This window comes from Streptomyces sp. NPDC059009, assembly GCF_042740175.1.
Lineage (GTDB): Bacteria > Actinomycetota > Actinomycetes > Streptomycetales > Streptomycetaceae > Streptomyces.
This window is the reverse complement of record NZ_JBHYJB010000011.1, coordinates 77302-102477: the sequence shown is the minus strand read 5'-3', so window position 1 is coordinate 102477 and position 25176 is coordinate 77302. Positions and strand designations below refer to the sequence as shown.

Sequence of the window (25176 nt, the reverse complement as noted above, 5' to 3'; positions counted from 1 at the left end):
CCGACCGGAGGTCGACCCCCGTGGCCGCGCCCGCACCCCAGAACAACCGCAAGGTCCTCGGACGCCTCTCCCTGCCCGAGCGCACTTTCGTGGCGAACGCGCTGCGTACCGAGACCGTCGGCGGCGTGCTGCTGCTCATCGCCGCCATCGCCGCCCTGATCTGGGCGAACACCCCGCTCAAAGAGAGCTACGAGTCCGTCCGTGACTTCCACATCGGGCCCGGCTCGCTCGGCCTGAACCTCTCCATCCAGCACTGGGCGGCCGACGGGCTGCTCGCGGTCTTCTTCTTCGTCGCCGGGATCGAGCTCAAGCGCGAGCTGGTCGCGGGCGATCTGCGCGACCCCAAGGCGGCCGCATTGCCCGTGATCGCCGCGGTCTGCGGCATGGCCGTGCCCGCGCTCGTGTACGTCCTGGTCACCACCTTCGGCAGCGGATCGACGGACGGCTGGGCGGTGCCGACGGCCACCGACATCGCCTTCGCGCTCGCCGTGCTCGCCGTCATCGGCACCTCGCTGCCGTCGGCGCTGCGCGCCTTCCTGCTCACCCTCGCCGTCGTCGACGACCTCTTCGCGATCCTGATCATCGCGGTCTTCTTCACCAGCGACCTCAACTTCGCCGCGCTCGGCGGCGCCGTCGTCGGCCTCGCCGTCTTCTGGCTGCTGCTCAGGAAGCGCGTGCGCGGCTGGTACATCTACGTGCCGCTGGCGCTGGCGATCTGGGGCCTGATGTACAACAGCGGCGTCCACGCCACCATCGCCGGTGTCGCCATGGGTCTGATGCTGCGCTGCCACCGCGAGAACGGCGAGGAGGACTCCCCCGGTGAACACATCGAGCACCTCGTACGCCCGGTCAGCGCCGGGCTCGCGGTGCCGCTGTTCGCGCTGTTCAGCGCCGGGGTCGCGGTCTCGGGCGGGGCGCTCGGCGACGTCTTCACCCGGCCCGAGACGCTGGGTGTGGTGCTCGGCCTCGTGGTCGGCAAGGCGGTCGGCATCTTCGGCGGGACCTGGCTGGCCGCGCGGTTCACCAAGGCCGAGCTGAATGACGAGCTGGCCTGGCCCGATGTGTTCGCGGTCGCCTCGCTGGCCGGGATCGGCTTCACCGTCTCGCTCCTGATCGGTGAACTCGCCTTCAAGGGCGACCAGCTGATGACGGACGAGATCAAGGCCGCCGTCCTGATGGGCTCCCTGATCGCGGCCGTGCTCGCCTCCGTACTCCTGAAGATCCGGAACGCCAAGTACCGCAAGCTGTGCGAGGACGAGGAGCGCGACGAGGACCAGGACGGCATCCCGGACGTCTACGAACAGGACAAGCCCGACTACCACCTGCGGATGGCGGAGATCTACGAGCGGAAGGCCGCCGAGCACCGCAGGCTCGCTGAAGTGGCGGGTGGGTCGCGCAGCGGGGGCGACGGTCCGGCATGATCTGAGGCAGACACCCGGAAATGAAGAGGGAGTACGCGATGAGCGCACCCGACGGCCCCGTCGGCGCCGAGCGCAGCCTCGGCCAGCTGGTCGCCACGGCGACGAGCGAGATGTCCGCCCTGGTGCACGACGAGATCGCCCTGGCCAAGGCCCAGTTGCGCCAGGACGTCAAGCGCGGCGCGGTCAGCGGCGGCGCGTTCATGGCGGCGGTGGCGGTGCTCATCTTCTCGCTGCCGATGCTGAGCTTCGCGCTCGCGTACGGGATCCGGACGTGGAGCCACTGGAACATGGCGATCTGCTTCGTGCTGTCGTTCGCCGCGAACGTTCTGGTGGCCGGGCTGCTCGCGCTGATCGGCGTCGTCTTCGCGAAGAAGGCCAAGAAGGGCAAGGGCCCGCAGAAGGTCGCCGCGTCCGCCAAGGAGACCGCCGCCGTACTGGGGAACGTCAAGCCGCACCCGCGCGCCGTGAGCCCTGCGGGTACTGCTGCCGGTGACCGCGCCCTCGAGGCCGCCGACGCTGTGGCACGCTCGTCTTCATGACGGACCCCGCCCCGCACACCACGTCCTCGTCCCCCACGCCCACGGCGCCCCCTTCACTGGTACGCATCGAAGGGCCCTGGACCCACCGGGACGTCGCCGCGAACGGGGCGCGCTTCCACATCGCCGAGCTCGGTGAGGGGCCGCTGGTCCTGTTCCTGCACGGCTTCCCGCAGTTCTGGTGGTCGTGGCGGCACCAGCTGACGGCGCTCGCCGACGCGGGCTTCCGCGCCGTCGCGATGGACCTGCGCGGCGTGGGCGGCAGCGACCGCACCCCGCGCGGCTACGACCCGGCGAACCTCGCGCTCGACATCACCGGCGTCGTGCGCTCCCTCGGCGAGCCGGACGCGGCGCTCGTCGGCCACGACCTGGGCGGCTATCTCGCCTGGACGGCGGCCGTGATGCGGCCCAAGCTGGTGCGCCGCCTGGTCGTCTCGTCGATGCCGCACCCGCGCCGCTGGCGCTCGGCGATGCTGCGCGACCGGAAGCAGACCGCGGCCGGGTCCTACATCTGGGGCTTCCAGCGGCCCTGGCTGCCGGAGCGTCAACTCGTCGCGGACGACGGGGCGTTGGTGGGGCGGCTGATCCGGGACTGGTCCGGGCCCGGGCTGCCGGACGACGAGGCCGTGGAGACGTACCGGCGCGCGATGTGCATCCCGTCGACGGCGCACTGCTCGATCGAACCGTACCGGTGGATGGTGCGCTCGCTCGCGCGGCCCGACGGCATCCAGTTCAACCGGCGCATGAAGCGGCCGGTCCGGGTGCCCACGCTGCATCTGCACGGCTCGCTCGACCCGGTCCTGCGCACGCGCAGCGCGGCCGGCTCCGGGGAGTACGTCGAAGCCCCGTACCGCTGGCGGCTGTTCGACGGTCTGGGGCACTTCCCGCACGAGGAGGACCCGGTGGCCTTCTCCAGCGAGCTGGTGAGCTGGCTGAAGGATCCTGAGCCGGACCGCTGAAGGATCCCGAGCCGGACCGCTGAGGGGCCCGGGTGCGTCCGGCTGAGGTGACGCGTGTCCACTGGGAACACCTGGGAACATCTGTCCTACGAACGCCAATTGCCTGCCGCATAGGCCAATTGGGGCCCCTGTGCGCGGTTACCGACCATGAGGCACGGGCACACGTCGGGGTATGGGCTGGACGCACGACTACAGTGACGCAGCACGCAATCGCCGCTCGGCCACAGCGGTGAACAGCCACGAAAGGGGTGGCCCGCACGATCCGGGGTACCCCGGGCAGGCCGTCTCCGCTCAAGGCATCGGCATCCCCCACATCCTGCGCCGCAGGGCCCGCTGGGTCTCGGCGCGGCTACGCCACAACCGCGACTGAGCCGTTCCCTCCCGCCACAGCTCCCCTCACAGCGCGCAACCCTGGCTGTCGACCTGCTGGTTGGCGGTGCGGCCGCGCCGGATGTCCTCGCGGATCTCGTCCGCGGTGAGCGCGTACCCGGTGTCCGGATCGTCGAGGGACTTGGCGAACACCACTCCGTAGACCTGCCCCTCGGGTGTGAGGAGCGGGCCGCCGGAATTGCCCTGGCGGACGGTCGCGAACAGCGAGTAGACGTCACGGCGGACGGTGCCCCGGTGGTAGATGTCCGGGCCGTTGGCCGTGATGCGGCCGCGCACGCGCGCGGGGCGGACGTCGTACGCGCCGTTCTCGGGGAAGCCCGCGACGATCGCGTTGTCCCCGCTGCTCGCGTCGCGCTCGGTGAACTTGAGCGCGGGCGCCCGCAGGGACGGCACGTCCAGTACGGCGATGTCGCGCTCCCAGTCGTAGAGGACGACCTTCGCGTCGTACAGGCGGCCCTGGCCGCCGATCTGGACGGTGGGCTCGTCGACGCCGCCGACCACGTGGGCGTTGGTCATCACGCGGCGGTTGTCGAAGACGAAGCCGGTGCCTTCCAGGACCTTGCCGCAGCCGGACGCCTGGCCGACGACCTTCACGATGGACTTCTGCGCGGTCGTGGCGACGCGGCTCTTGGCGAGCTTCGGGTCGGGCGGGCTGACTTCCTTGATGGGCTCGTTCGAGAACGGGCTGAAGACCTGCGGGAAGCCGTTGCGCGCGAGGACCGAGGAGAAGTCGTCGAACCAGGTGCCGGCCTCGTCCGGGAGCGCGTCGTTGACGCCGTGGAGCACCTTCGAGCCCTTGACCTCTTTGGTGAGCGACTGCAGCGACGTGCCGCCGAGCGCGCTGCCGATCAGCCAGGCGACCAGCAGCATCGCCAGTACGTTGACGAGCGCGCCGCCCGTCGCGTCCAGGACGCGGGCGGGACGCCAGGTGATGTACCGGCGGAGCTTGTTGCCCAGGTGCGTGGTGAACGCCTGGCCCACCGAGGCGCAGACGATCACGATGACGACGGCGACGACGGCCTCCGTCGTGCCCACCGTCGCCTCGTCCGTGGCGGCGTCCCAGACGACCGGCAGCAGGTACACCGCGACCAGACCGCCGCCCAGGAAGCCGATCACCGACAGGATGCCGACGACGAAGCCCTGGCGGTATCCCACGACCGCGAACCAGACGGCTGCGAGCAGGAGGAGGATGTCCACCACGTTCACCGAATCACGCCTCGCCTCGCATCATGGTCGCTTCATCAGCCCCCCACCTTGTCATGCGCGCCAGTCGAGCGGGACCTGCTTCCCCCTGTCCCAGGGGCGCTCCCAGCCCGCGAAGTGCAGGATCCGGTCGATCACTCCCGCCGTAAAACCCCAGACCAGAGCGGATGCGACGAGGAAGGCCGGGCCCTTGTGCCCACTGGGGTGCACGGCGGTGGCACGGTTGGCCGGATCCGTGAGATCGGACACGGGGACGGTGAAGACGCGGGCCGTCTCATTGGGGTCGACGACGGAGACGGGGCTCGGCGAGCGCCACCAGCCGAGGACGGGCGTCACGACGAATTCGCTCACCGGGATGTAGAGCGCGGGCAGCACGCCGAAGAGCTGCACGCCGCGTGGGTCGAGGCCGGTCTCCTCCTCGGCCTCGCGCAGGGCGGCGCGCAGGGGGCCGTCCGTCCGCGGATCGCCGTCCTCCGGGTCGAGGGCGCCGCCGGGGAAGGAGGGCTGGCCCGCGTGGGACCTGAGGGAGCCCGAGCGCTCCATGAGGAGGAGCTCCGGGCCCCGCTCGCCCTCGCCGAAGAGGACCAGGACGGCGGACTGGCGGCCTGCGCCGCTCTCCGGCGGCAGGAAGCGGCTGAGCTGGTCGGGGCGCACGGTGTCGGCGGCGCGCACGACGGGGTCGAGCCAGGTGGGGAGGCCGTCGGTGGAGAGGGGCACGTCGGTGATCTGGGTTGTGTGGGGCGCGTGGGACACATCGGTCGCATGGGTCACGTCGGTCGCGCGGGTTACGTGGGGCGCGTGGCCGTCTTTCCGGGGGGCGCCCGCCTGGCCGTTGCCGCTGGTGCCTCCGTTGACGCCGTTGACGCCGGTGCCGTCCGTACCGTGCCTGTCGATGCTGCCCCTGCCGGTTCCCTCGCCGATGTCGGTGCCGTCCCTGTCCGCGCCGCTGTCCGTGCCGCTGTCCCTGTCCGTGCCTTCGTGGATCCTGCTCGTGTGTGCCATGGGCCACCCCCGTCCGTGTGAACACAACGCCCTTGGCCTCGCGGTTCGTTCCGCGGGGTCCCCCGTCCCTCCTCAGGCGCCCAGGGGGCGGGCCGGGAGGCCGCCCGCGTCCAGGTAGGACTGCGGGGGGTTCAGGCGCTGGCCGGGGAAGCCGCCCTTCTCGTACTTCAGGAGCTTCCTGGCCTTCTCGGGGTCGGTCTCGCCCTCCCCGTACGCCGGGCAGAGCGGGGCGATCGGGCAGGCGCCGCAGGCGGGCTTGCGGGCGTGGCAGATACGGCGGCCGTGGAAGATCACGTGGTGGCTGAGCATCGTCCAGTCGCTCTTCGGGAAGAGCGCGCCGACGGCCTTCTCGACCTTGTCGGGGTCCTCCTCGTCGGTCCACTTCCAGCGGCGGACGAGGCGGCCGAAGTGGGTGTCCACGGTGATCCCGGGGCGTCCGAAGGCGTTGCCCAACACCACGAAGGCGGTCTTGCGGCCCACTCCGGGGAGCTTGACCAGGTCTTCGAGCCGGCCCGGGACCTCGCCCCCGAAGTCGTCCCGCAGGGCGGCCGCGAGACCCATGATCGACTTGGTCTTGGCGCGGAAGAAGCCGGTGGGCCTGATCAGCTCCTCGACCTCTTCGGGGTTGGCCGCGGCGAGGTCCTCGGGGGTGGGGTAGCGGGCGAAGAGGGCGGGCGTCGTCTGGTTCACGCGCAGGTCGGTGGTCTGCGCGGACAGGACGGTGGCGACCACGAGCTGGAAGGGGTTCTCGAAGTCCAGCTCGGGGTGGGCGTAGGGGTACACCTCGGCGAGCTCGCGGTTGATGCGGCGGGCTCGGCGGACCAGGGAGAGGTGGGACTCGGGCTTGGTGGCCTGGGCGGTCTTGGGGGCCTGGGCGGTCTGGGCGGTCTTGGGGGCGGCGGGCGCTTCTTTCTTGGCCGCAGTCTTCTTGGTGGCGGTTGCCTTCTTGGGGGCGGTTTCTTTCTTGGTGACGGCTGTCTTCTTGGTGGCCGTCGCTGCCTTTTGGGCGGGCGTCGCTGCCTTTTGGGCGGGCGTCGCTGCCTTCTTGGCGGGCGTCGTCTTCTTGGCTGCGGACGTCACCTTCTTGGCGGCAGGCGTTGTCTTCTTGGCCGCGGACGTCGCCTTCTTGGCTGTCGTCACCTTCTGGACCACCTTCTCGTTGGCAGAGAGCTCAGCCGCCGTCTTCCTCACGCGCCGGGAGTCCGACTCGCCCTCTTTGTCGGAATTCACTGACCTCGCGCACGCCTGTTCGCCCACAGCGGAATCGTGCGCCCCCGTCGCCGTCCCAGCCCCCTTGGCCTGCGCTCTCACCGGCTTTTTGGACACCCGGCCAGCCTAGAGCCAGCCACTGACATCCGCCCCGGAGCCCGCTAATCGGCCCCCAATTGGCCCCCTCCCGCACGGCACGCGACGCCAGTGCGGCAGACTTGTGACTGATCACACTGTTTGGACCGTCCGGCAAAATGGGGAGCACGGTCCCCTGAAAACGGGGGAGCAAGATCCCCTGAGCAGGTCGACAAGGAGAGAACTCGTGGACGACGTTCTGCGGCGCGCCCCGCTCTTCGCGGCGCTCGATGACGAGCAGGCCGCGGAGCTCCGCGCCTCCATGAGTGAGGTGACGCTCGCGCGCGGAGACGCCCTTTTCCACGAGGGCGACCCCGGAGACCGCCTGTATGTGGTCACCGAGGGCAAGGTGAAGCTCCACCGCACGTCCCCGGACGGCCGGGAGAACATGCTGGCGGTGCTCGGCCCCGGCGAGCTCATCGGTGAGCTGTCGCTCTTCGACCCGGGCCCGCGCACGGCGACCGCCTCCGCCCTCACCGAGGTGAAGCTCCTCGGCCTGGGCCACGGCGACCTCCAGCCCTGGCTGAACGCCCGCCCCGAGGTGGCCTCCGCGCTCCTGCGCGCCGTCGCCCGGCGCCTGCGCAAGACCAACGACCAGATGTCCGACCTGGTCTTCTCGGATGTCCCGGGCCGCGTGGCCCGCGCACTCCTCGACCTGTCGCGCCGCTTCGGCGTGCAGTCCGAGGAAGGCATCCACGTGGTGCACGACCTCACGCAGGAAGAGCTCGCCCAGCTGGTCGGCGCCTCCCGCGAGACGGTCAACAAGGCACTCGCCGACTTCGCGGGCCGCGGCTGGCTGCGGCTCGAGGCGCGCGCGGTGATCCTGCTGGACGTCGAGCGGCTCGCCAAGCGGTCCCGCTGACCGGCAGCTGACCAGACCAGTAGGGGGCTTCCCCCTCGGGCCTGTGCGCCCTTCCCGTACGTACGTTGACGGGGGCCGTCTCGCACCATGAGGCGGACCTCGTCGGCGTACGTACGGCGTGCCCGTCCCGGCGTACGTCTCCCTGTACATCTCCGCGTACATCTCCGCGTACATCTCGGCGACCGTCGCACAGAAATGCCGCGCGATTCGGGCCACCGCCCGGCACAGTGGCCCCATGGCCACCCGTCATCCCCCGGACCAAGCCCCGGACCGAGCACCCGGTCGAGCACCGGACCGTGGACTCGACAGCCAGGGCTACATCGCGCGTGAAGGCGCCCTCGGGCTGATCCAGGACGACTTCCGGCCACTCGTCGCGGCCGCCCGTGACCGGGTGCTCGACGCCTTCGGCTCCCGCCTGACCGCTGCGTACCTCTACGGCTCGGTCCCTCGTGGCACCGCGCGTGCCGGGCGCTCGGACCTGGATCTGCTGCTGGTCCTGAGTGCCCGGCCCACCGAGGCCGACCGGGGCGGGGCCGATGTGCTGGAGGCGGGGCTCGACAAGGAGTTCGCCCAGATCGACGGGGTCGGGATCCTGTTGGTCGACCGGGCGCAGGTGCTGAGCGAGCTGGAGACGTACGACCTGGGGTGGTTCGTGGCGTGTCTGTGCACGCCTCTGCTGGGTGAGGACCTCGCCGAGTTCCTGCCGCGCTACCGGCCCGACAGCCTGCTCGCCCGCGAGACCAACGGGGACCTGGAGCTCCATCTGGCGCGCTGGCGCGGGCAGTTGGCGGCGGCGGGCACGGACGCGGATGTGCGGGTGCTGGTCCGGCGGGTCTCCCGGCACCTCGTCCGGACCGCCTTCACGCTGGTCATGCCGCGCTGGAACGGCTGGACCAGCGACCTCGGCGAGATGGCCGAGGCGTTCGCGCGGTACTACCCGGAGTGGGGCGAGCGGATCCGGGGCGCGGCCGCTGTCGCGTACGAACCCGTCGCCGACCGGGGCGCGCTCGCCTCGTACACCGAGGAGATCGGGCCGTGGCTGGCCGCGGAGTACGCGGCCGTGCACGGGGTGAAGGCGCCTCGTCCGTGACCGGAGGGCGCCCGGCCCCTCACCCCTCGATCAGCCCGTGCTCCCCCAGGTACTCCAGCTGCGCCCGCACCGACAGCTCGGCGGCGGGCCACAGTGAGCGGTCCACGTCCGCGTACACGTGCGCGACCACGTCCGCGGGCGTCACGTGTCCGTTCTCCACCGCCGTCTCGACCTGGGCCAGGCGGTGGGCCCGGTGGGCGAGGTAGAACTCGACGGCGCCCTGGGCGTCGTCGAGGACGGGGCCGTGGCCGGGCAGGACCGTGTGCACGCCGTCGTCGACGGTCAGGGAGCGCAGCCGGCGCAGCGAGTCCAGGTAGTCGCCGAGGCGCCCGTCCGGGTGCGCGACGACCGTGGTGCCCCGGCCGAGGATGGTGTCGCCCGTCAACACGGCCTGGTCGGCGGGGAGATGGAAGCTCAGCGAGTCGGCGGTGTGGCCGGGCGTGGGCACGACGCGCAGTTCGAGGCCGCCGGTGGTCACCACGTCCCCGGCCCCGAGCCCCTCGTCCCCGAGCCGCAGCGCCGGGTCGAGCGCCCGCACCTTGGTGCCCGTCAGCTCCGCGAACCGGCCCGCGCCCTCCGCGTGGTCGGGGTGGCCGTGGGTGAGCAGGGTCAGGGCGACGCGCTTGCCGAGGCGCCCGGCGGTGGCGACGACGTTCTGCAGGTGCCCCTCGTCCAGCGGCCCCGGGTCGATCACCACGGCGAGCGCGGAGTCCGGCTCGGAGACGATCCAGGTGTTGGTCCCGTCGAGCGTCATGGCGTCGGCGTTGGGCGCGAGGACGTTCACCGCGCGGTCGGTGGCGGGTCCGGACACGACGAGCCCGCGGGGCTGGCCGGGAAGGGCTGCGGCTTCGGTCACTTGGCGTCTCCGGTTGCTCCGGCCGGGTCCGTCGAGCTCATGGAGCTCGTCGGGATGTGCTTGGTGAACTCGTCGTGCCCCGGCCACGTCAGGACCAACTCGCCCTCCTCCAGGCGCGCTTGGGCCAGGACCGGGGTCAGGTCGCGGGTGGGGGCGGCGGCGAGGGCCGCGGCCGGGGACGCGTACGGGAGGAGCTGGCGGAGCGTGGCGATGGTGGGCGGCATCATGAGGAGCTCGCCGCTGTCGTAGCCGGCAGTGGCCTCGTCAGGGGCGATCCACACCGTCCGGTCGGCCTCCGTCGAGGCGTTGCGGGTGCGCTGGCCCGCGGGCAGGGCGGCGACGAAGAAGAACGTGTCGTAGCGCCGGGGTTCGAACTCGGGGGTGATCCAGCGGGCCCAGGCGCCCAGGAGGTCGCTGCGCAGGGTCAGGCCGCGGCGGTCGAGGAACTCCGCGAAGGACAGGTCGCGGACCACCAGGGCCTCGCGGTCCGCCTCCCAGTCGGCGCCCGTGGTGTCGCCCACGACCGAGTCGGCGGTGGGGCCCGCGAGCAGGACGCCCGCCTCCTCGTACGTCTCGCGCACGGCCGCGCAGACCACGGCCTGCGCGGTCGCCGCGTCGGGCACGCCGAGGCGGTCCGCCCACACCTCGCGCGCGGGGCCCGCCCAGCGGACCAGGAGGTCGTCGTCGCGCGGGTCGACGCCGCCACCCGGATACGCGTACGCGCCTCCGGCGAAGGCCATGGAGGCGCGTCTGCGCAGCATGTGAACTTCCGGGCGGCCGGTACCCGTACCGGCCCCCGGTGCCTCGCGGAGCAGCATCACGGTCGCCGCGCGCCGCGGCGTCGCGGGCGTCAGCTCCCCGCTCGCCAGGGCGCGGATGCGATCCGGCCACTCCGGTGGGTACCACTGCCCATTTGCCATGGGCGGAGGCTATCCCTTGGCGCGCTTATGTTCGAGGGGCAACTACCGGCCGCCCCACGGCGGCCGGACGGACCGGCTCACGCCTCCGTGAGCTCCACCTGGATCTCGACCTCGACCGGGGCGTCCAGCGGCAGCACCGCGACGCCCACCGCGCTGCGGGCGTGCACGCCCTTGTCGCCGAGGACCTCGCCGAGCAGCTCGCTCGCGCCGTTGATCACGCCGGGCTGGCCGGTGAAGTCCGTGGCCGAGGCGACGAAGCCGACGACCTTCACGACCCGCGCGACGCGGTCGAGGTCGCCCGCCACCGACTTCACCGCGGCGAGCGCGTTCAGCGCGCAGGTGCGGGCGAGGTCCTTGGCCTCCTCGGGCGTGACCTCGGCGCCGACCTTGCCGGTGACCGGGAGCTTGCCCTCCACCATCGGGAGCTGGCCCGCGGTGTAGACGTACACGCCGGACTGCACGGCGGGCTGGTACGAGGCCAGCGGCGGCACGACCTCGGGCAGGGTGAGGCCGAGCTCCGCCAGCTTCGCCTCCACGGCCCCGGCGCTCATGCCTGCTTCTCCCGCTTCAGGTAGGCCACCAGCTGCTCGGGGTTGTTCGGCCCGGGCACGACCTGGACGAGCTCCCAGCCGTCCTCGCCCCAGGTGTCCAGAATCTGCTTGGTCGCGTGCACCAGAAGCGGCACCGTCGCGTATTCCCACTTGGTCATGTGGCCGACTGTAGCCGCTGCGGATGGCGGCCTCCTGCGTACTCCGTTCCGGCACTGGTTAGGCTCGAAGACGTGAGCAGGCTTCAGGTCGTCAGCGGCAAGGGCGGTACCGGCAAGACCACGGTGGCCGCGGCCCTCGCGCTCGCCCTGGCGACGGAGGGCAAGCGGACCCTCCTCGTCGAGGTCGAGGGCAGGCAGGGCATCGCGCAGCTCTTCGAGACCGAAGCGCTGCCCTACGAGGAGCGGAAGATCGCCGTCGCTCCTGGGGGCGGGGAGGTGTACGCCCTCGCCATCGACCCCGAGCTGGCGCTCCTCGACTACCTCCAGATGTTCTACAAGCTGGGGGGCGCGGGCCGGGCCCTGAAGAAGCTCGGGGCGATCGACTTCGCCACCACCATCGCGCCGGGCCTGCGGGACGTCCTGCTGACCGGCAAGGCGTGCGAGGCGGTGCGCAGGAAGGACAAGCGCGGCCGGTACGCGTACGACTGCGTGATCATGGACGCGCCGCCGACCGGGCGCATCACCCGCTTCCTGAACGTCAACGACGAGGTGGCCGGGCTCGCCAAGATCGGGCCGATACACAACCAGGCGCAGGCCGTGATGCGGGTGCTCAAGTCCCCCGAGACGTCTGTGCACTTGGTCACATTGCTGGAGGAGATGCCCGTCCAGGAGACCGCCGACGGGATCGCGGAGCTGAAGGCCGCGCAGCTGCCCGTGGGGCGCGTCATCGTGAACATGGTGCGGCCCGCGCTGCTCGACGAGGCCGCCCTGGAGCTGGGGCTCGAACAGACTCCTCGTACGGCCATCGCCAAGTCCTTGTCTGCGGCGGGCCTCGGCGGCGCCCGGCGCGGCGGGAACGCGGAGCGGCTCGTCGACCCGCTCCTGGAGCAGGCCGCCGAGTACGCCGAGCGCCACGCCCTGGAGCGCGACCAGCGGGCCGTACTGGGGGCCCTGGGGCTGCCGCTGCACGAACTCCCGCTGCTCGCCGGGGGGATGGACCTGGCGGGCCTGTACGAGCTCGCGACGGAACTGCGGAAGCAAGGGATCGCCGCATGACGCTGGACCCGGGACTCGCCCTCGACGTCGACTCCCTGCTCGACGACCCGAAGACCCGCATCGTGGTGTGCTGCGGCTCGGGCGGCGTCGGCAAGACGACCACGGCGGCGGCCCTCGGCCTGCGCGCCGCCGAGCGGGGCCGCAAGGTCGTGGTGCTCACCATCGACCCGGCGCGCCGGCTCGCCCAGTCCATGGGCATCGACTCGCTCGACAACGTGCCCCGCGAGGTCAAGGGCATCACCGGCGACGGTGAGCTGCACGCCATGATGCTCGACATGAAGCGGACCTTCGACGAGATCGTCGAGGCGCACGCGGACCAGGAGCGCGCCCGGGCGATCCTCAACAACCCCTTCTACCAGTCGCTTTCGGCGGGCTTCGCGGGCACGCAGGAGTACATGGCGATGGAGAAGCTGGGGCAGCTCAGGTCCCGGGACGAGTGGGACCTCATCGTCGTCGACACCCCGCCCTCGCGCTCGGCGCTCGACTTCCTGGACGCGCCGAAGCGGCTCGGGTCCTTCCTGGACGGGAAGCTGATCCGGCTCCTCATGGCCCCGGCGAAGGTGGGCGGCCGGGCCGGGATGAAGTTCCTGAACGTCGGCATGTCGATGATGACGGGCGCGCTCGGGAAGCTTCTGGGCGGTCAACTCCTGCGCGACGTGCAGACGTTCGTGGCCGCGATGGACACGATGTTCGGCGGCTTCCGCACGCGCGCGGACGCCACGTACCGGCTGCTCCAGGCGCCCGGCACGGCCTTCCTCGTGGTGGCGTCGCCGGAGCGGGACGCGCTGCGCGAGGCCGCGTACTTCGTGGAGCGGCTCGCCGCGGACAAGATGCCGCTCGCCGGTCTGGTGCTGAACCGGGTGCACGGCAGCGGTGCCGCCCAGCTGTCCGCCGAGCGGGCGCTCGCCGCCGCGGAAAATCTTGAGGAGAGCCGCATTGTGGATCAGGAGGGAGGGAAGGTTGGAGTTCGTAACTCCCTCGGCAACTCCCCTGATACTCCCGAGACTTCAGCCTCCGAGGCTCCTTCGACTCCCGAAGACCCACACTCTCCCGAAGACTCCCCCGAGGACCAGCTGACGCAGCTGACCGCGGGTCTGTTGCGGCTGCACGCGGAGCGGATGCGGCTGCTCGCGCGCGAACAGCGCACGCGAGACCGCTTCACCGCGCTCCACCCCGAGGTCGCCGTGGCCGAAGTGGCCGCGCTTCCCGGGGATGTGCATGACCTCGCAGGTCTGCGGGCCATCGGAGACCGGCTCGCGGCCGACGACGATCCGGCCGGAGCAGCCTGAGCCTCCACGAAAGGACCTCGGTGTGACGGGACTCGGTGTGCCGGACTCGGTGCGACTGGGACCCACTCCCGCCGGGGCCACTCACACCTGAGCACTCACATCAGGACACTCACACCTGCGCGGCTAACCCACCGCCGCGTAGCTCTCGTACGTCTCCTCGTCCTCCAAGTCCACGGGCAGCAGGCCCGTGCCACGCTCGTACTCGGAGCGTGCTGTCTCGAGCAGTCGGCGCCAGGACGTGACGGTCGGACGCCTGCGCAGCAGTGCGCGACGCTCCCGCTCCGTCATGCCACCCCACACGCCGAACTCGACGCGATTGTCCAGCGCATCGGCCAGGCACTCGGTCCGCACCGGGCATCCGGTGCACACCGCCTTGGCCCTGTTCTGCGCTGCTCCTTGAACGAACAGTTCATCCGGATCGGTAGTGCGGCAGGCCGCCTGCGCACTCCAGTCGGTTACCCAGCCCATACCGGCGCCGTCCTCTCCCGAATCGAGGCTCCCCCACGGCGGCAGCGGCATATTCACCGCCGCCAGTTGAGGACGTTACGGAAGGTCGCGACAGCGCAACACCCCCTTCGGGCCCAATCTTGAATGGCCCGAACGGACTATGCGTAAGCGGCAGATCACCCGACGGAGTGAGCCGAGGACATGCGTGAGGAACCCGGCGGAACCGGGCATTTCAGTTGGGTCACAACGGACGCCCCATGACGCATGAGGCGGATTCGGACAACAGTCCGCCGGATTCGGGAACGGCGGAGGGGTTGTTACGGGACCGCACTGCTGTGACAGTTGAGAGCAGCTTAGGCCAAGGCATATACGCCTGTCCGGCGAATCAGAACGTAGGCTGCCCTCATGCCAAAGAAGCGCTCGGGCGGTGGTCTGTCCCCAACGCAGCAGGCCGCCAAGTTCCTAGGTGTCAGCGTGCTCGCGGGGGCCGTCCTGGCCGGAATCGCCCTGCCCGCGGCCGGTGCGCTCGGCCTCGCGGCCAAGGGCTCGGTCGAGGGATTCGACGAGATCCCCGCCAACCTGCGCCAGCCGCCGCTGAGTCAGCGCACCACGATCCTCGACGCCAAGGGCGGCAACATCGCGACGGTCTACTCGCGTGACCGCACCGTCGTGCCGCTCAAGGACATCTCCCCGTACATGCAGAAGGCGATCGTCGCCATCGAGGACGCGCGCTTCTACGAGCACGGCGCGGTCGACATGAAGGGCATCCTGCGCGCGCTGAACCAGAACGCGCAGAGCGGCGGCGTCTCGCAGGGCGCCTCCACGCTCACGCAGCAGTACGTGAAGAACGTCTTCGTCGAGGAGGCCGGGGACGACCCGACCAAGGTCGCCGAGGCCACGCAGCAGACGCTCGGGCGCAAGATCCGCGAGCTGAAGTACGCGATCCAGGTCGAGGACAAGCTCGGCAAGAAGCGGATCCTCAACAACTACCTGAACATCACCTACTTCGGGCAGCAGGCGTACGGCGTCGAGGCCGCGGCCCAGCGCTACTTCTCCAAGCCCGCCAAGGAGCTGAACGTCCAGGAGGCCGCGCTGCTCGCCGGGATCGTGCAGTCGCCGAGCCGCTACGACCCGGTCAATGACACCGAGGAAGCCACGAAGCGGCGCAACGTCGTGCTGCAGCGCATGGCCGACACCCACGACATCTCGCAGCAGGACGCCGACAAGGCCAAGGAGAAGCCGCTCGGCCTGAAGGTCAGCAAGCCGAAGAACGGCTGCATCACCTCGGTCAACGGCGCCGGGTTCTTCTGTGACTACGTCCGCGAGGTGTTCCTCAACGACCCGGTCTTCGGCAAGAAGAAGGAGGACCGGGCCAAGCTGTGGAACCGCGGCGGCCTGAAGATCCAGACGACGCTCGACCCGCAGGCGCAGGAGTCGGTGCAGGCGTCGATAAAGGATCACGTGAACCAGACCGACGAGGTGGCGACCGCCGCGACCATCGTCGAGCCGGGCAGCGGCAAGATCCTCGGCATGGGCCAGTCGCGTCCGTACGGCTTCAAGAAGGACGAGACCACGATCAACCTGTCCGTGAACAAGGACATGGGCGGCGGCGCCGGCTACCAGCCCGGTTCGACGTTCAAGCCGATCGTGGCCGCCGCCGCCATAGAGGGTGGCAAGCCGCCGACGCAGAGCTACGCGTCGCCGTACGAGATGGCGTACCCGAGCTCGGTCTCGGCCTGTGACGGCAAGACCTGGTCCAACACGGCCGGTTCGAAGGTGTCGAACGAGAACGAGTCCGAGGTCGGCCCGTACGCCATGCGGGAAGCGACCGCGAAGTCGGTCAACACCTACTACGTGCAGCTGATCGGCGACATCGGCATCTGCCCGGTGACGCAGATGGCCGACAAGATGGGCGTCCACCGCGCCGACGGCAACGACATGGTCCAGGCCCCGTCGATCGCGCTCGGCACGCAGGAGATGTCGCCGCTGACGATGGCGAGCGCGTACGCGACCTTCGCCTCGCGCGGCACGTACTGCACGCCCATCGCGATCGAGTCGATCCAGACGCTGGGCGGCAAGTCGCTGCCGGTGCCCAAGACCTCGTGCTCGCGCGCGATGTCGGAGAAGACCGCCGACACCATCAACACGCTGCTCAAGGGCGTGGTCGAGGACGGCACCGGCCAGCAGGCGGGCCTCGGCGGCGGCCGTCCCAGCGCGGGCAAGACCGGTACGACGGACTTCCGCTACGCGGCCTGGTTCGTCGGCTACACCCCGAACATGTCGGGCGCGGTCTGGGTCGGCGACCCGCAGCACAAGCGGCAGATGGTGAACATCACCATCGGCGGCCAGCCCTACGACAAGGTCTTCGGCGGTGAGGTCCCCGGACCGATCTGGCGCGACGCCATGTCCGGCGCCCTCGCGGGCAAGCCCGCGCCGGGCTTCAACACCATCCACATCCCGGGTGGCGACAAGGACAAGGACAAAGACAAGGACAAGGGCCACGACGACGGGAAGCCGGGCGGCGACGACCACGGCGGCCTCATCGGCGGCATCGACGGCGGTGGCGACGGTGGCGGTGGCGACGACGGCGGTGGCGGCTTCATCGGCGGTGCCGACGGGGGCGGCGACGGCGGCGGTGGCGACATCGGCGGCTGGATCGGCGGTGCCGACGGCGGCAACGGCGGGAACAACGGGAACGGCAACGGAGGCGGGGTCGGCGGCTGGCTCGACTGAGCCCGGCCCTTTCCCTGGCTGACGGCTGACGACGACGAGGGCGCCCCCCTGGATCAGGGGGCGCCCTCATTCACGTATGTACGCGGGCCGTCTGTACGCGTGCCCGTATGTACGCGGGGACTCAGCCGCCCGCGAGCAGCTTCTTGACCGTCGCGGCGACGCGGCCGCCCTCGGCCTGGCCCGCCACCTTCGGGTTCACGATCTTCATGACCTGGCCCATGGCGCGCGGGCCCTCGGCGCCGGCGGCCTTCGCCTCCTCGACGGCCTGCGTGACGATGGCCGTCAGCTCCTCGTCGCTGAGCTGCTTGGGCAGGTAGTCGGCGAGGACCCCGCCCTCCGCCTTCTCGCGCTCGGCCTGCTCGGGGCGGTTGCCCTGCGCGAAGGCATCGGCGGCCTCGCGGCGCTTCTTCGCCTCGCGGGTGATCACCTTCTGCACCTCGTCGTCGGAGAGCTCGCGCTTCTCCTTGCCCGCGACCTCCTCCTTCGTGATGGCGGCGAGGGTCATCCGGAGCGTCGAGGAGCGCAGCTCGTCACGCCCCTTGATCGCGGCGTTGAGGTCTTCCTGCAGCTTCGACTTGAGCGTGGTCATGGGGAGATTGTCGCAGGTGTGGTGGGGCCCCTGCCCCTTGATTTCAGGGGCGGCGGCGGTCTGACACGATGGACGCATGCGCGCGCGATACGCAGTACCCCTGGGAATCTCGGCGACAGCCGCCGCCACCGTCGCCTACTCCGTGGGCATCGAGGCCCGCCTGTTCCGGCTGCGACGGGTGACGGTGCCGGTCCTGCCTCCGGGGATGCGTCCGCTCCGCGTCCTGCAGGTCTCCGACATCCACATGGTCTCGGGCCAGCGCAAGAAGCAGCGCTGGCTGCGCTCGCTCGCCGGGCTGCGCCCGGACTTCGTCGTCAACACCGGCGACAACCTCTCCGACCCCGAGGCCGTGCCCGAGGTCCTGGACGCGCTCGGCCCGCTGCTCGAGTTCCCCGGCACGTACGTCTTCGGCTCGAACGACTACTACGGTCCCAAGTGGCGCAACCCCGCCCGGTACTTGCTGGAGAAGGTGCAGGGACGCCACGGCCTGAACGGCAACAAGCCCGCGGTCGGCGTCATCCACAACCCGTGGGAGGACCTGCGCGACGGCTTCGACACGGCGGGCTGGGTCAACCTCACCAACACGCGCGGCTCGCTGAAGGTCGAGGGCTACGAGATCGGCCTGACCGGCGTCGACGACCCGCACATCAAGCGCGACCGGTACGCACAGGTGGCGGGCGGCCCCGACACGGGCGCCGACTTCTCGATGGGCATCGTGCACGCCCCGTATCTGCGCGCCCTGGACGCCTTCACCGCGGACGGCTACCCGCTGGTCCTCGCGGGCCACACCCACGGCGGCCAGGTCTGCATCCCCTTCTACGGCGCCCTGGTCACCAACTGCGACCTGGACACGGACCGGGTGAAGGGCCTGTCGACGCACGAGTCCGAGGGCCGCACGTCCTACCTGCATGTGTCGGCGGGGTGCGGCGCCAACCGCTACACGCCGATGCGGCTCGCGTGCCCTCCGGAGGCGACGCTGCTGACGCTGGTGCCCCGGGAGAACTGAACCCCCGGTACCTCCTTCTGAGGCCCCCTCGGGCAGGCGGGCCCGCGTGGGTCTGCGTACCGTGGGGGCATGATCGGGACAGACCGGACTTCGCGTGGTATGCGGGGCATCAAGGGTGTACGGGGTGTGAAAGGCACCCGAAGCGCCTTCGACTCCCGGAACGCCTTCAGTGCCCGGGGCGTTCCGGCCGAAGCGGTCGCGCCCCCTCCCGTACGCCGCCCCCTCGCCGCCGTGTTCCGCGCGCTCGTCGCGCTGGCCGCGCTGACCGGCATCGTCATCGACCTGGCCCTCGCCGACAGCGTGCCGCGCGTCCTGAGCTACTTCACGGTCCAGAGCAATGTGCTGGTGGCGGTGGTGTTCGCGGTCAGCGCGTGGCGGGCGTGGACGGCACGGCCGCCGCTGCCTCCGTGGCTGACCGGCGGCACGCTCCTCTTCATCTCCATCACGGGCCTCGTCTACCACTTCGTCCTCGCCAACGACGCGAGCAGCTTCTCGATGACCGGCGACGAGGCCGCCCCCCTGACCGGCTGGCACTCGGTCTCCAACCAGCTCCTGCACACGGTGACGCCGCTGGGCGCGCTCGCGAACTGGCTCTTCCTCATCCGCCCCGGAGGGCTCCGCCTCCGTCACGCCGGGCTGTGGCTGCTGTACCCGCTGGCCTACTTCGCCTTCGCCCTGATCCGCGGCGCGATCATGACGCCGGGCACTCCGGCGCGCTACCCGTACCCGTTCCTCGACGTCGACCAGCACGGCTACGCCGGGGTCCTGGGCAACGCCGTGATCTTCGGTCTCGCCTTCTACGCGCTGGCGCTGGCGCTGGTCGGCCTGGACCGGGTGCGGCCCCGGCCGAGGGGCCGGGGGAAGGGCGGGGCGAAGGGCCTCGGAAACCGGATTTCGTCTCAGGGCGCCGGTCCGCTAAAGTAATCGATGTCGCCGCGACCTGCGCAGCAGAAGCTGACGGGGAGCGGAGCAACGACATCGGGGTGTAGCGCAGCTTGGCAGCGCGCTTCGTTCGGGACGAAGAGGTCGTGGGTTCAAATCCCGCCACCCCGACAGCTGAAACACCAGGTCAAGAGCCTGATCCGGATTCCGGATCAGGCTCTTTCTGCGTTTCCGGTGATCGTTTGGGAGAAATCTGGGAGAAGATCTTGGTCGGCTTCTCCCAGCGCACGGCTGCCGGGCAGGTGAGGCACACAGCCCACTCATTCGCCGACACCTGCGCGTTCGCGAACTCACCTACAACGCAACGATCGTCGTTACTTACTTCGGCTCATCAGGGTGGGCGGGACTGTGTGTCGGCTCCGGCTCGTACCGGCCCGCCGCAACACTCGGGACATGAGTGAGGCGAAAGCACCCGAGTACAGCCGGGAGAGTTCCGGGCACCTGGTGCTGGTGGCGGTGGTGCTGACGGTCCCGGTGCTCAAGCTGGCCTGGACGCTCGGCGGCGGGAACGCCGCCCGGGACGCCCTGACCGCCATGGGACCGGGGAACTGGGCCGACGTCGTGATCGGCATGTTCCTCAACGAGCCCCTGCTCGCCACGGTCCTTACCGTCGTCGTCTCCCGCGCAACCTACGGCTACTTCGCGGCCAAGGGCGGCGCCCTGCGCCACCGGGACACACCCCTGCCGGTGACCGCTGCCACGGCCGCCATCGTCCCGGCCGCTCTGGGCGTGGTGGTCGGCGCCTTCAACGGCTGGGGCTGGGGCCTGCTCGCCGGTGCGCTCGGGTACCTGCTGCGGGTGGCGGTGATGATCGACTACACCACCGGCCGCCGTGTGCACGCGACGGGGCGGCGCAGCGGCCGCCGGGCCGAGACCCCTCTCCAGCACACCGCCGACGTCCTGTGGATCGCCGGGCTCCTGCTTGGCACCGTGATCCTGCCCGTCGTGGCGTTCCTCGCCGCCCTTGACGGACGCGCCTGGACCAGCGTGGAGACCTGCGACGTGAACACCGGCCAGGGCGCCCACCGCGCCCGCCTGGTCGAACTGGAGCGGCAGGGCAACGGCGTCGTCGGCTGGGACATCGCCGACTCCGAGGTCGTCAACGGCGTCAACTGCGCCGCCGACGACAACGAGACCATCCGCCCCCGGTGGTGGTGAACTCGGCCCGCAGAGCGACCAGTTCGGCGTGGCGCTCGGCCTCGCAGCACCTTCTCCTCCAGGCTCGTCGGCATTCCATGCGGGGGACGACCGTGGCGCGGCTGACTCGGCTCCTCCGTCCGTGAGTCGAGACTGACCACCACGCCGTTCCTGACTTCGACGCCCGGCCCCCTCGTTCCCCACTCCTGTGAGTCGCCGTGTTCCCGCTGCTCGTCCTCGTATCGCTGCTGTTCGTGTGGACGCTGGTGTCGGAACGCCTCGTACGGTGGAGCATCACCGCGCCGATCGCGTTCGCGCTGGCCGGCATCGTTCTCACCCGCGGCGACAGCCCGGCCGTACCGATCGACCTGGAGGCGCACCCGCACCTCTTCCAGCGCAGCGTCGAACTCGTGCTGGCCGTCATGCTGTTCACGGACGCCACCGAGGCCAGGGACTACGAACGCCTTGGCAAGTCGGTGGGGGAAGGCCGGCTGCTCGGGCTCGCGCTGCCCGCCTCGGTCGCGCTGACCACGCTCTTCGGCGCCGCGCTCTTTCCCGGCCGGAGCTGGTGGCTGCTGGGGGTGGCCGCGCTGGTGGTGATGCCGATGGATCTCGCCCCCGTCTCGACCTTCCTGCGCGACGCCCGGGTGCCGCTGCGGGTGCGGGCCGCGCTGAACATCGAAGGCGGCTTCAACGACGGCCTGGCCTCCCCGCTGTTCGTGTTCTGCGTGTCGTATCTCCTCTCCTCCGACGGCGATACGTTCACCGGCCTGCTGTTGAACGTCCTCAAGGGGGCGGCGTTGGCGGTGCTGGTCGGTGCAGGGCTCGGCCTGGGGGCCGCCTACTTGGTACGTCGTGCGCTCGATGCCGGATGGGCCCGGCCCGCCGGGCTGCGCCTGGCCACCCTGGCCATTCCCTTCATGACGTACGCCTTGTCGCTCCTGGTCGGCGGCAACGGTTTCGTCGCCGCGTTCGTCGCCGGCTGGTGCTACGCCACCACCGCCCACGCCGTCGGGCACCGTAACCTCGAACTCGCCCACGACGCCGTGGAGGTGATGGCCCTCGCCGTGTGGTTCCTCTTCGGCAAGCTGACCGCCGACGAGTTCACGGCCGACGGCCTCAGCTGGCCCGTCATCGGCTACGCGCTGCTCGCGCTCACCGTCGCCCGCATGCTGCCGGTGTACGCGTCGCTCACCGGGCTCGGCTTCACCCGGGCCGAGCGGTCCGCGGTCGGCTGGCTCGGCTCACGCGGCGTCACCTCGATCGTCTTCGCCTTCCTCGCCTACGCCCAACTACCATCCGGGGACGCGGTGTTCATCTTCAACGTGACCTGCGCGACGGTACTGCTGAGCATCATCCTGCACGGCGTGACCATGGAACCGATCGCCCGCTGGTTCCAGCGCCACCCGCAACCTGACGCCCCGGGGTGAAGTGTCTTCAGGCCCTGCGCGCGGCCTTCTCCGCTGCCCGCACCTGAGCCGCGAACTCCTTGGCCGGCAGGCGCTCAAGGGCGCCGCCGTGCCGACGGGCCAGGTCGTCGGCGGGCTGCGGGGACTGTTCATGGGCGTCGACCACGAGGGCTGCCGTCCCGTCCTCGACTCGGCTGCTGACATAGATCAGCGCACTCCCGCCCTCCGCCTCACGGGCGTTCGCGAACGCCTCGGCGGCGGCCGACGCATTGGCCAGGCCCAGGAAGGATCCGGCGGGTCCGGCCAGCAGTCCCAGCACGCCACCGATGATGCCCGCGCCGACGGTGTACCCCGAGGTGTCCTCCACATGGGACTCCGGCACATCCACGATCCCGTCGGCCGACCGCTCCAGCACCGCGGCCGCCGACACCCCGGGAAGGAGCCTGAAGTCCTCGAACGCGGCACGGCAGTGGTCCGGCTCGGCGAAGAGGACCAGCAGAACATTGTGCTCGTCGGCCATGACGACTCCTCAGCTCACGGGATACGCCCCACCAGTGGACCTGTCATCAGTACGCCCCGCCACCGGGCCCGCAAAGATTCAAACACGTTCCGCACGGAGAAAATCACAGACAGTCACTACGATCAGTTTCCATGGCCGCCCGAACCCCGCATCGCGCCCCGCTGGACCTGAGCGAAGAAGAATCGCGTCAAGCCACCCTCGCCCGCCTCGCCGCCCGCCGAGAGCGGCTGGGCGGCCGGTCGATGGCCGTCCGCGTCCTGGCCGCGGGCGCCGGAGCGGTGATGGGCCTTGGCGGACTGCTGTTGATGGTGCTGCTGCCTGAGCTGGGCATCCCGCTCCTGCTGGGCGGCCTGAGTCTGCTCGCCCTGGAATTCGACTGGGCCAGCCGCGCCGTGGTCCGGGTGGAGTGGTGGACCGTACTGCTGCGCCGCTGGCTGGCCCGCCAGTCACCCACCGTCAGGGCCCTCCTGGTCCTCGCCGTGATCGCCGTAGCCGTCCTCATCATCTGGCTGATCCTCTAGGTCCCGCAGGCCGCGCCTCCCTACGAGCCCACATGACGAGGACACCGATGGCGAACACCGCCGGCCCCGGCTCACGCCTCTCCCCACCCGGGTGGCTGGCCCGCACCCTCGACCCGCTGAAGCCGCGGCCCGCCCGCACCCCGTGGCCCGCCGTCGCCCGCGCGAGCGTCAGCATGGCATTGCCACTCGCCGCCGGGTTCGCCACCGGATATCCCGCGTACGGGGCGCTGGCCTCGATGGGCGGGCTTTCCAGTGTCATCAGCGGGGACTCCCCGACGAGCACGTACCGCATGCGCGTCTTCAACATCGGCGTGCCGCAGTTCTTCAGCTCCGTCGGCATCGCGCTTGGCACTGTGGTGTACGGGCACGGGTGGGCGGCGGTTGCCGTGGTCACCGCCGTCGCGCTGGTCTCCGGGATGATCTCCACGATCGGGGCCGTCTCCTCGGCCTCGGGCATGTTGCTGCTGATGAACACGGTCGTCGGTGCCGGGCTTCCGATGCCCGAGCCCTGGTGGGCCGGCGCCGTCCTGATGGGCGTCGGCGGGCTTCTCGTCCTCGTGCTCTCGCTGCTCGCCTGGCCGCTGCGGTCCGGGCTGCCCGAGCGGGCCGCCGTCGCCGGCACCTACCGCACGGTCGCCGACCTCCTGGAAACGGCGGCGCTCGGACCGGACACGTACGCCACCGCCCGACAGCACGTCACCCAGTCCCTCAACCAGTCGTACGACATCCTGCTCTCCCGCCGCACCCGCGACCACGGCCGCAACCAGGACCTGGTGCGCCTGGTCGGCCTGCTCAACGCCCTGATCCCCGTCATCGAGGCCGCGCCCGCCGTGCAGCAGTACGCCGAACGTTCCGCTCGTCCGCTGCCCGACACCGTGCCCGCCGCCGTGCGCACTCTCGCCGACGCCGTCGACCGAGGCTTCACCGGGCCGCTCGCCCTGCACCTGCCCGAGCCCGAAGATCCCGCCACGCGCGCGCTCGACGACGCCCTGCGCCACGCCGCCGAAACCCTCACAGACGACGACCCGGGCGATGTCGACGACCGGCTCGGCCGCCCCGCCGCCCTGCGCGCACGCGCCCGCCGCGCCGCCCGCACCGTGCTGTGCTCCGGCGCCTCCTGGCGTTACGGCCTGCGCCTGGCCCTGTGCATCGGCCTCGCCCAGACCCTGACCTCTCTCATCGAGGTGCCCCGCTCCTACTGGGTGGCACTGGCGGTCGTGTTCGTCATGAAGCCCGACTTCGGCTCGGTCTTCTCCCGGGCCGTACTCCGCGCTGTCGGCATCGCCGCGGGCCTGCTGCTCGCGGCCCTCGTGCTCTCCCAGGTACCGCGCGGCTGGTGGGACGTACTCGCCATGGCCCTACTCGCCCCGCTCATCCCCGCCCTCGCCCCGCGCGGCTACGGCTACCAGAACCTGGCCGTCACCCCGGTGATCCTGCTGATGTCCGACGTCATCAACCACCAGGGCACCCACCTGATCGCCCCACGCCTGTACGACACCCTCATCGGCTGCGGCATCGCCCTCGTCGCGGGCTATCTGCTGTGGCCGGAGAGCTGGCGCACCCGCATCGGCGACAAACTCGCCGCCACCGTGGACAACACCGCGCGCTACGTCGAGTGCGCCTTCCTCGACCCCGACGCCCCCGGCGTCCCCGACCGCGCCGCCCGCGCCCGCATGCGCAGGCAGCTCTACCTCGACCTGGCCACCGTACGCACCGAATTCCAGCGCGCCCTGACCGAACCACCACCGATGGGAACCCGCGCCGCCACCTGGTGGCCATTGGTCATCGCGGTCGAGCGCATCGTGGACGCGACCACCGCCGCACGCATCCGGATGCGCCACGGAGCCCCCTGGCCGCCACCCGCCGAAGCCAAGGAACTCGCCCTGCAACTAGAGGAGTTGGCGGAGACGGTACGTGGGACAACCTCCCTCGCACCGGTACCGGACCCGCCCGTCGAAGACGACGCCGCAGACGGCGTACTCACACCCCTACGGCGCGAGGTGCACGCCGCACGAGCCATCGCCTCACCGGACACCACGGACCACCCGGCCGCCTGACCGGTTCGCTTCGCAACGTCCGGTCGAGGGCTTCCTGCACCGTGCGGGTGTGGGCCCAGGCCGCTTGTTCGGCGGCCTCGGGGGCACGGCGGGGATCGCGTCAGCGAGGTCGGCGCGGGGGCCGGACCGGTGACCGAGCGCACGCCCTCGTACACGAAGTCGGCGAACAGGCCGACCA

At 70.9% G+C, this 25176-nt stretch carries 25 protein-coding genes and 1 tRNA gene; 16 read left to right on the top strand and 10 right to left on the bottom strand.

Features of this window, described 5'->3' with window-relative positions:
• Positions 1–20 precede the first annotated feature (20 nt).
• From nhaA to ACFWYM_RS13715, 4 genes are all read left to right on the top strand, one after another.
• A complete protein-coding gene (gene nhaA, locus ACFWYM_RS13730; protein WP_384834912.1) occupies positions 21–1421 on the top strand; it encodes a Na+/H+ antiporter NhaA in 1401 nt (466 codons plus the stop codon).
• Between the two features lie 38 nt (positions 1422–1459).
• Complete coding sequence (locus tag ACFWYM_RS13725; protein ID WP_384834909.1) at positions 1460–1960, top strand: phage holin family protein; 501 nt, start codon at positions 1460–1462, stop codon at positions 1958–1960.
• Positions 1957–2916, top strand: coding sequence for an alpha/beta fold hydrolase (locus ACFWYM_RS13720; protein ID WP_384834906.1), 960 nt, complete (start codon positions 1957–1959; stop codon positions 2914–2916). Before ACFWYM_RS13725 ends, ACFWYM_RS13720 begins: the two co-directional genes overlap by 4 nt.
• A 172-nt stretch (positions 2917–3088) precedes the next feature.
• A complete protein-coding gene (locus ACFWYM_RS13715) occupies positions 3089–3286 on the top strand; it encodes a hypothetical protein (RefSeq protein WP_384834903.1) in 198 nt (65 codons plus the stop codon).
• 26 nt (positions 3287–3312) lie between these two features.
• On the opposite strand, the gene ACFWYM_RS13710 is transcribed toward ACFWYM_RS13715, so the two are convergent.
• The 3 genes from ACFWYM_RS13710 to nth form a co-directional block, all read right to left on the bottom strand.
• Positions 3313–4512 (bottom strand): MarP family serine protease, encoded by a 1200-nt coding sequence (locus ACFWYM_RS13710; RefSeq protein WP_384834900.1) that lies wholly within the window; start codon positions 4510–4512, stop codon positions 3313–3315.
• A gap of 51 nt (positions 4513–4563) precedes the next feature.
• Positions 4564–5262 (bottom strand): NUDIX hydrolase, encoded by a 699-nt coding sequence (locus tag ACFWYM_RS13705; RefSeq protein ID WP_384835220.1) that lies wholly within the window; start codon positions 5260–5262, stop codon positions 4564–4566.
• Between the two features lie 321 nt (positions 5263–5583).
• Positions 5584–6651, bottom strand: a complete 1068-nt coding sequence (gene nth, locus ACFWYM_RS13700; RefSeq protein WP_384834897.1) for an endonuclease III — start codon at positions 6649–6651, stop codon at positions 5584–5586.
• Between the two features lie 391 nt (positions 6652–7042).
• Here nth and ACFWYM_RS13695 point away from each other — a divergent pair, with 391 nt between their 5' ends.
• Positions 7043–7717: a Crp/Fnr family transcriptional regulator gene (locus tag ACFWYM_RS13695; RefSeq protein ID WP_161304336.1), complete on the top strand. Its 675-nt coding sequence runs from the start codon at positions 7043–7045 to the stop codon at positions 7715–7717.
• A 235-nt stretch (positions 7718–7952) separates the two neighbouring features.
• Positions 7953–8807, top strand: coding sequence for a nucleotidyltransferase domain-containing protein (locus ACFWYM_RS13690; protein WP_384834894.1), 855 nt, complete (start codon positions 7953–7955; stop codon positions 8805–8807).
• Between the two features lie 19 nt (positions 8808–8826).
• Here ACFWYM_RS13690 and ACFWYM_RS13685 read toward each other — a convergent pair whose 3' ends face one another.
• The 4 genes from ACFWYM_RS13685 to ACFWYM_RS13670 all read right to left on the bottom strand — a co-directional run bounded on the left by ACFWYM_RS13685 (position 8827) and on the right by ACFWYM_RS13670 (position 11292).
• Positions 8827–9663 (bottom strand): MBL fold metallo-hydrolase, encoded by an 837-nt coding sequence (locus ACFWYM_RS13685; RefSeq protein WP_384834891.1) that lies wholly within the window; start codon positions 9661–9663, stop codon positions 8827–8829.
• Positions 9660–10583 carry an NUDIX hydrolase gene (locus tag ACFWYM_RS13680; RefSeq protein ID WP_384834888.1) on the bottom strand — a complete coding sequence of 308 codons (924 nt, stop codon included), beginning with the start codon at positions 10581–10583 and terminating at the stop codon, positions 9660–9662. Before ACFWYM_RS13680 ends, ACFWYM_RS13685 begins: the two co-directional genes overlap by 4 nt.
• Before the next feature lie 77 nt (positions 10584–10660).
• Entirely contained in the window at positions 10661–11134 is a 474-nt protein-coding gene (locus ACFWYM_RS13675) for a RidA family protein (protein WP_384834885.1), read from the bottom strand.
• Positions 11131–11292: a DUF4177 domain-containing protein gene (locus tag ACFWYM_RS13670; protein WP_003975360.1), complete on the bottom strand. Its 162-nt coding sequence runs from the start codon at positions 11290–11292 to the stop codon at positions 11131–11133. Before ACFWYM_RS13670 ends, ACFWYM_RS13675 begins: the two co-directional genes overlap by 4 nt.
• Before the next feature lie 72 nt (positions 11293–11364).
• Here ACFWYM_RS13670 and ACFWYM_RS13665 point away from each other — a divergent pair, with 72 nt between their 5' ends.
• Both ACFWYM_RS13665 and ACFWYM_RS13660 read left to right on the top strand, forming a co-directional pair.
• Complete coding sequence (locus ACFWYM_RS13665) at positions 11365–12348, top strand: ArsA-related P-loop ATPase (protein ID WP_384834882.1); 984 nt, start codon at positions 11365–11367, stop codon at positions 12346–12348.
• Positions 12345–13637, top strand: coding sequence for an ArsA family ATPase (locus ACFWYM_RS13660; protein WP_384834879.1), 1293 nt, complete (start codon positions 12345–12347; stop codon positions 13635–13637). The genes ACFWYM_RS13665 and ACFWYM_RS13660 overlap by 4 nt, the downstream gene beginning before the upstream one ends.
• A gap of 123 nt (positions 13638–13760) precedes the next feature.
• Here ACFWYM_RS13660 and ACFWYM_RS13655 read toward each other — a convergent pair whose 3' ends face one another.
• The gene (locus ACFWYM_RS13655) at positions 13761–14105 is read right to left on the bottom strand and encodes a WhiB family transcriptional regulator (protein WP_016642765.1); all 345 of its coding nucleotides are present in this window, start codon (positions 14103–14105) and stop codon (positions 13761–13763) included.
• A gap of 384 nt (positions 14106–14489) precedes the next feature.
• On the opposite strand from ACFWYM_RS13655, the gene ACFWYM_RS13650 reads away from it, so the two are divergent.
• Positions 14490–16817, top strand: a complete 2328-nt coding sequence (locus ACFWYM_RS13650) for a transglycosylase domain-containing protein (protein ID WP_384834874.1) — start codon at positions 14490–14492, stop codon at positions 16815–16817.
• A 121-nt stretch (positions 16818–16938) separates the two neighbouring features.
• Here ACFWYM_RS13650 and ACFWYM_RS13645 read toward each other — a convergent pair whose 3' ends face one another.
• Complete coding sequence (locus ACFWYM_RS13645) at positions 16939–17406, bottom strand: GatB/YqeY domain-containing protein (protein WP_384834871.1); 468 nt, start codon at positions 17404–17406, stop codon at positions 16939–16941.
• Positions 17407–17482: 76 nt separating this feature from the next.
• Between ACFWYM_RS13645 and ACFWYM_RS13640 the strand changes: the two genes are divergently transcribed.
• The 5 genes from ACFWYM_RS13640 (at position 17483) to ACFWYM_RS13620 (ending at position 21921) form a co-directional block, all read left to right on the top strand.
• The gene (locus ACFWYM_RS13640) at positions 17483–18412 is read left to right on the top strand and encodes a metallophosphoesterase (protein ID WP_384834868.1); all 930 of its coding nucleotides are present in this window, start codon (positions 17483–17485) and stop codon (positions 18410–18412) included.
• A 126-nt stretch (positions 18413–18538) separates the two neighbouring features.
• On the top strand, positions 18539–19336 hold the full coding sequence (locus tag ACFWYM_RS13635) for a Pr6Pr family membrane protein (RefSeq protein WP_384834865.1): 798 nt from the start codon (positions 18539–18541) through the stop codon (positions 19334–19336).
• Positions 19337–19391: 55 nt separating this feature from the next.
• Positions 19392–19465 (top strand) — tRNA-Pro (locus tag ACFWYM_RS13630).
• Positions 19466–19747: 282 nt separating this feature from the next.
• On the top strand, positions 19748–20512 hold the full coding sequence (locus ACFWYM_RS13625) for a hypothetical protein (protein ID WP_384834862.1): 765 nt from the start codon (positions 19748–19750) through the stop codon (positions 20510–20512).
• A gap of 197 nt (positions 20513–20709) precedes the next feature.
• Positions 20710–21921: a cation:proton antiporter gene (locus ACFWYM_RS13620; RefSeq protein WP_384834859.1), complete on the top strand. Its 1212-nt coding sequence runs from the start codon at positions 20710–20712 to the stop codon at positions 21919–21921.
• A 7-nt stretch (positions 21922–21928) separates the two neighbouring features.
• Here ACFWYM_RS13620 and ACFWYM_RS13615 read toward each other — a convergent pair whose 3' ends face one another.
• Complete coding sequence (locus ACFWYM_RS13615; RefSeq protein WP_384834856.1) at positions 21929–22420, bottom strand: hypothetical protein; 492 nt, start codon at positions 22418–22420, stop codon at positions 21929–21931.
• A gap of 131 nt (positions 22421–22551) precedes the next feature.
• Between ACFWYM_RS13615 and ACFWYM_RS13610 the strand changes: the two genes are divergently transcribed.
• Both ACFWYM_RS13610 and ACFWYM_RS13605 read left to right on the top strand, forming a co-directional pair.
• Positions 22552–22941, top strand: a complete 390-nt coding sequence (locus ACFWYM_RS13610) for a hypothetical protein (protein WP_384544009.1) — start codon at positions 22552–22554, stop codon at positions 22939–22941.
• 47 nt (positions 22942–22988) lie between these two features.
• Positions 22989–24998 (top strand): FUSC family protein, encoded by a 2010-nt coding sequence (locus ACFWYM_RS13605; protein ID WP_384834853.1) that lies wholly within the window; start codon positions 22989–22991, stop codon positions 24996–24998.
• Positions 24999–25176 lie beyond the last annotated feature (178 nt).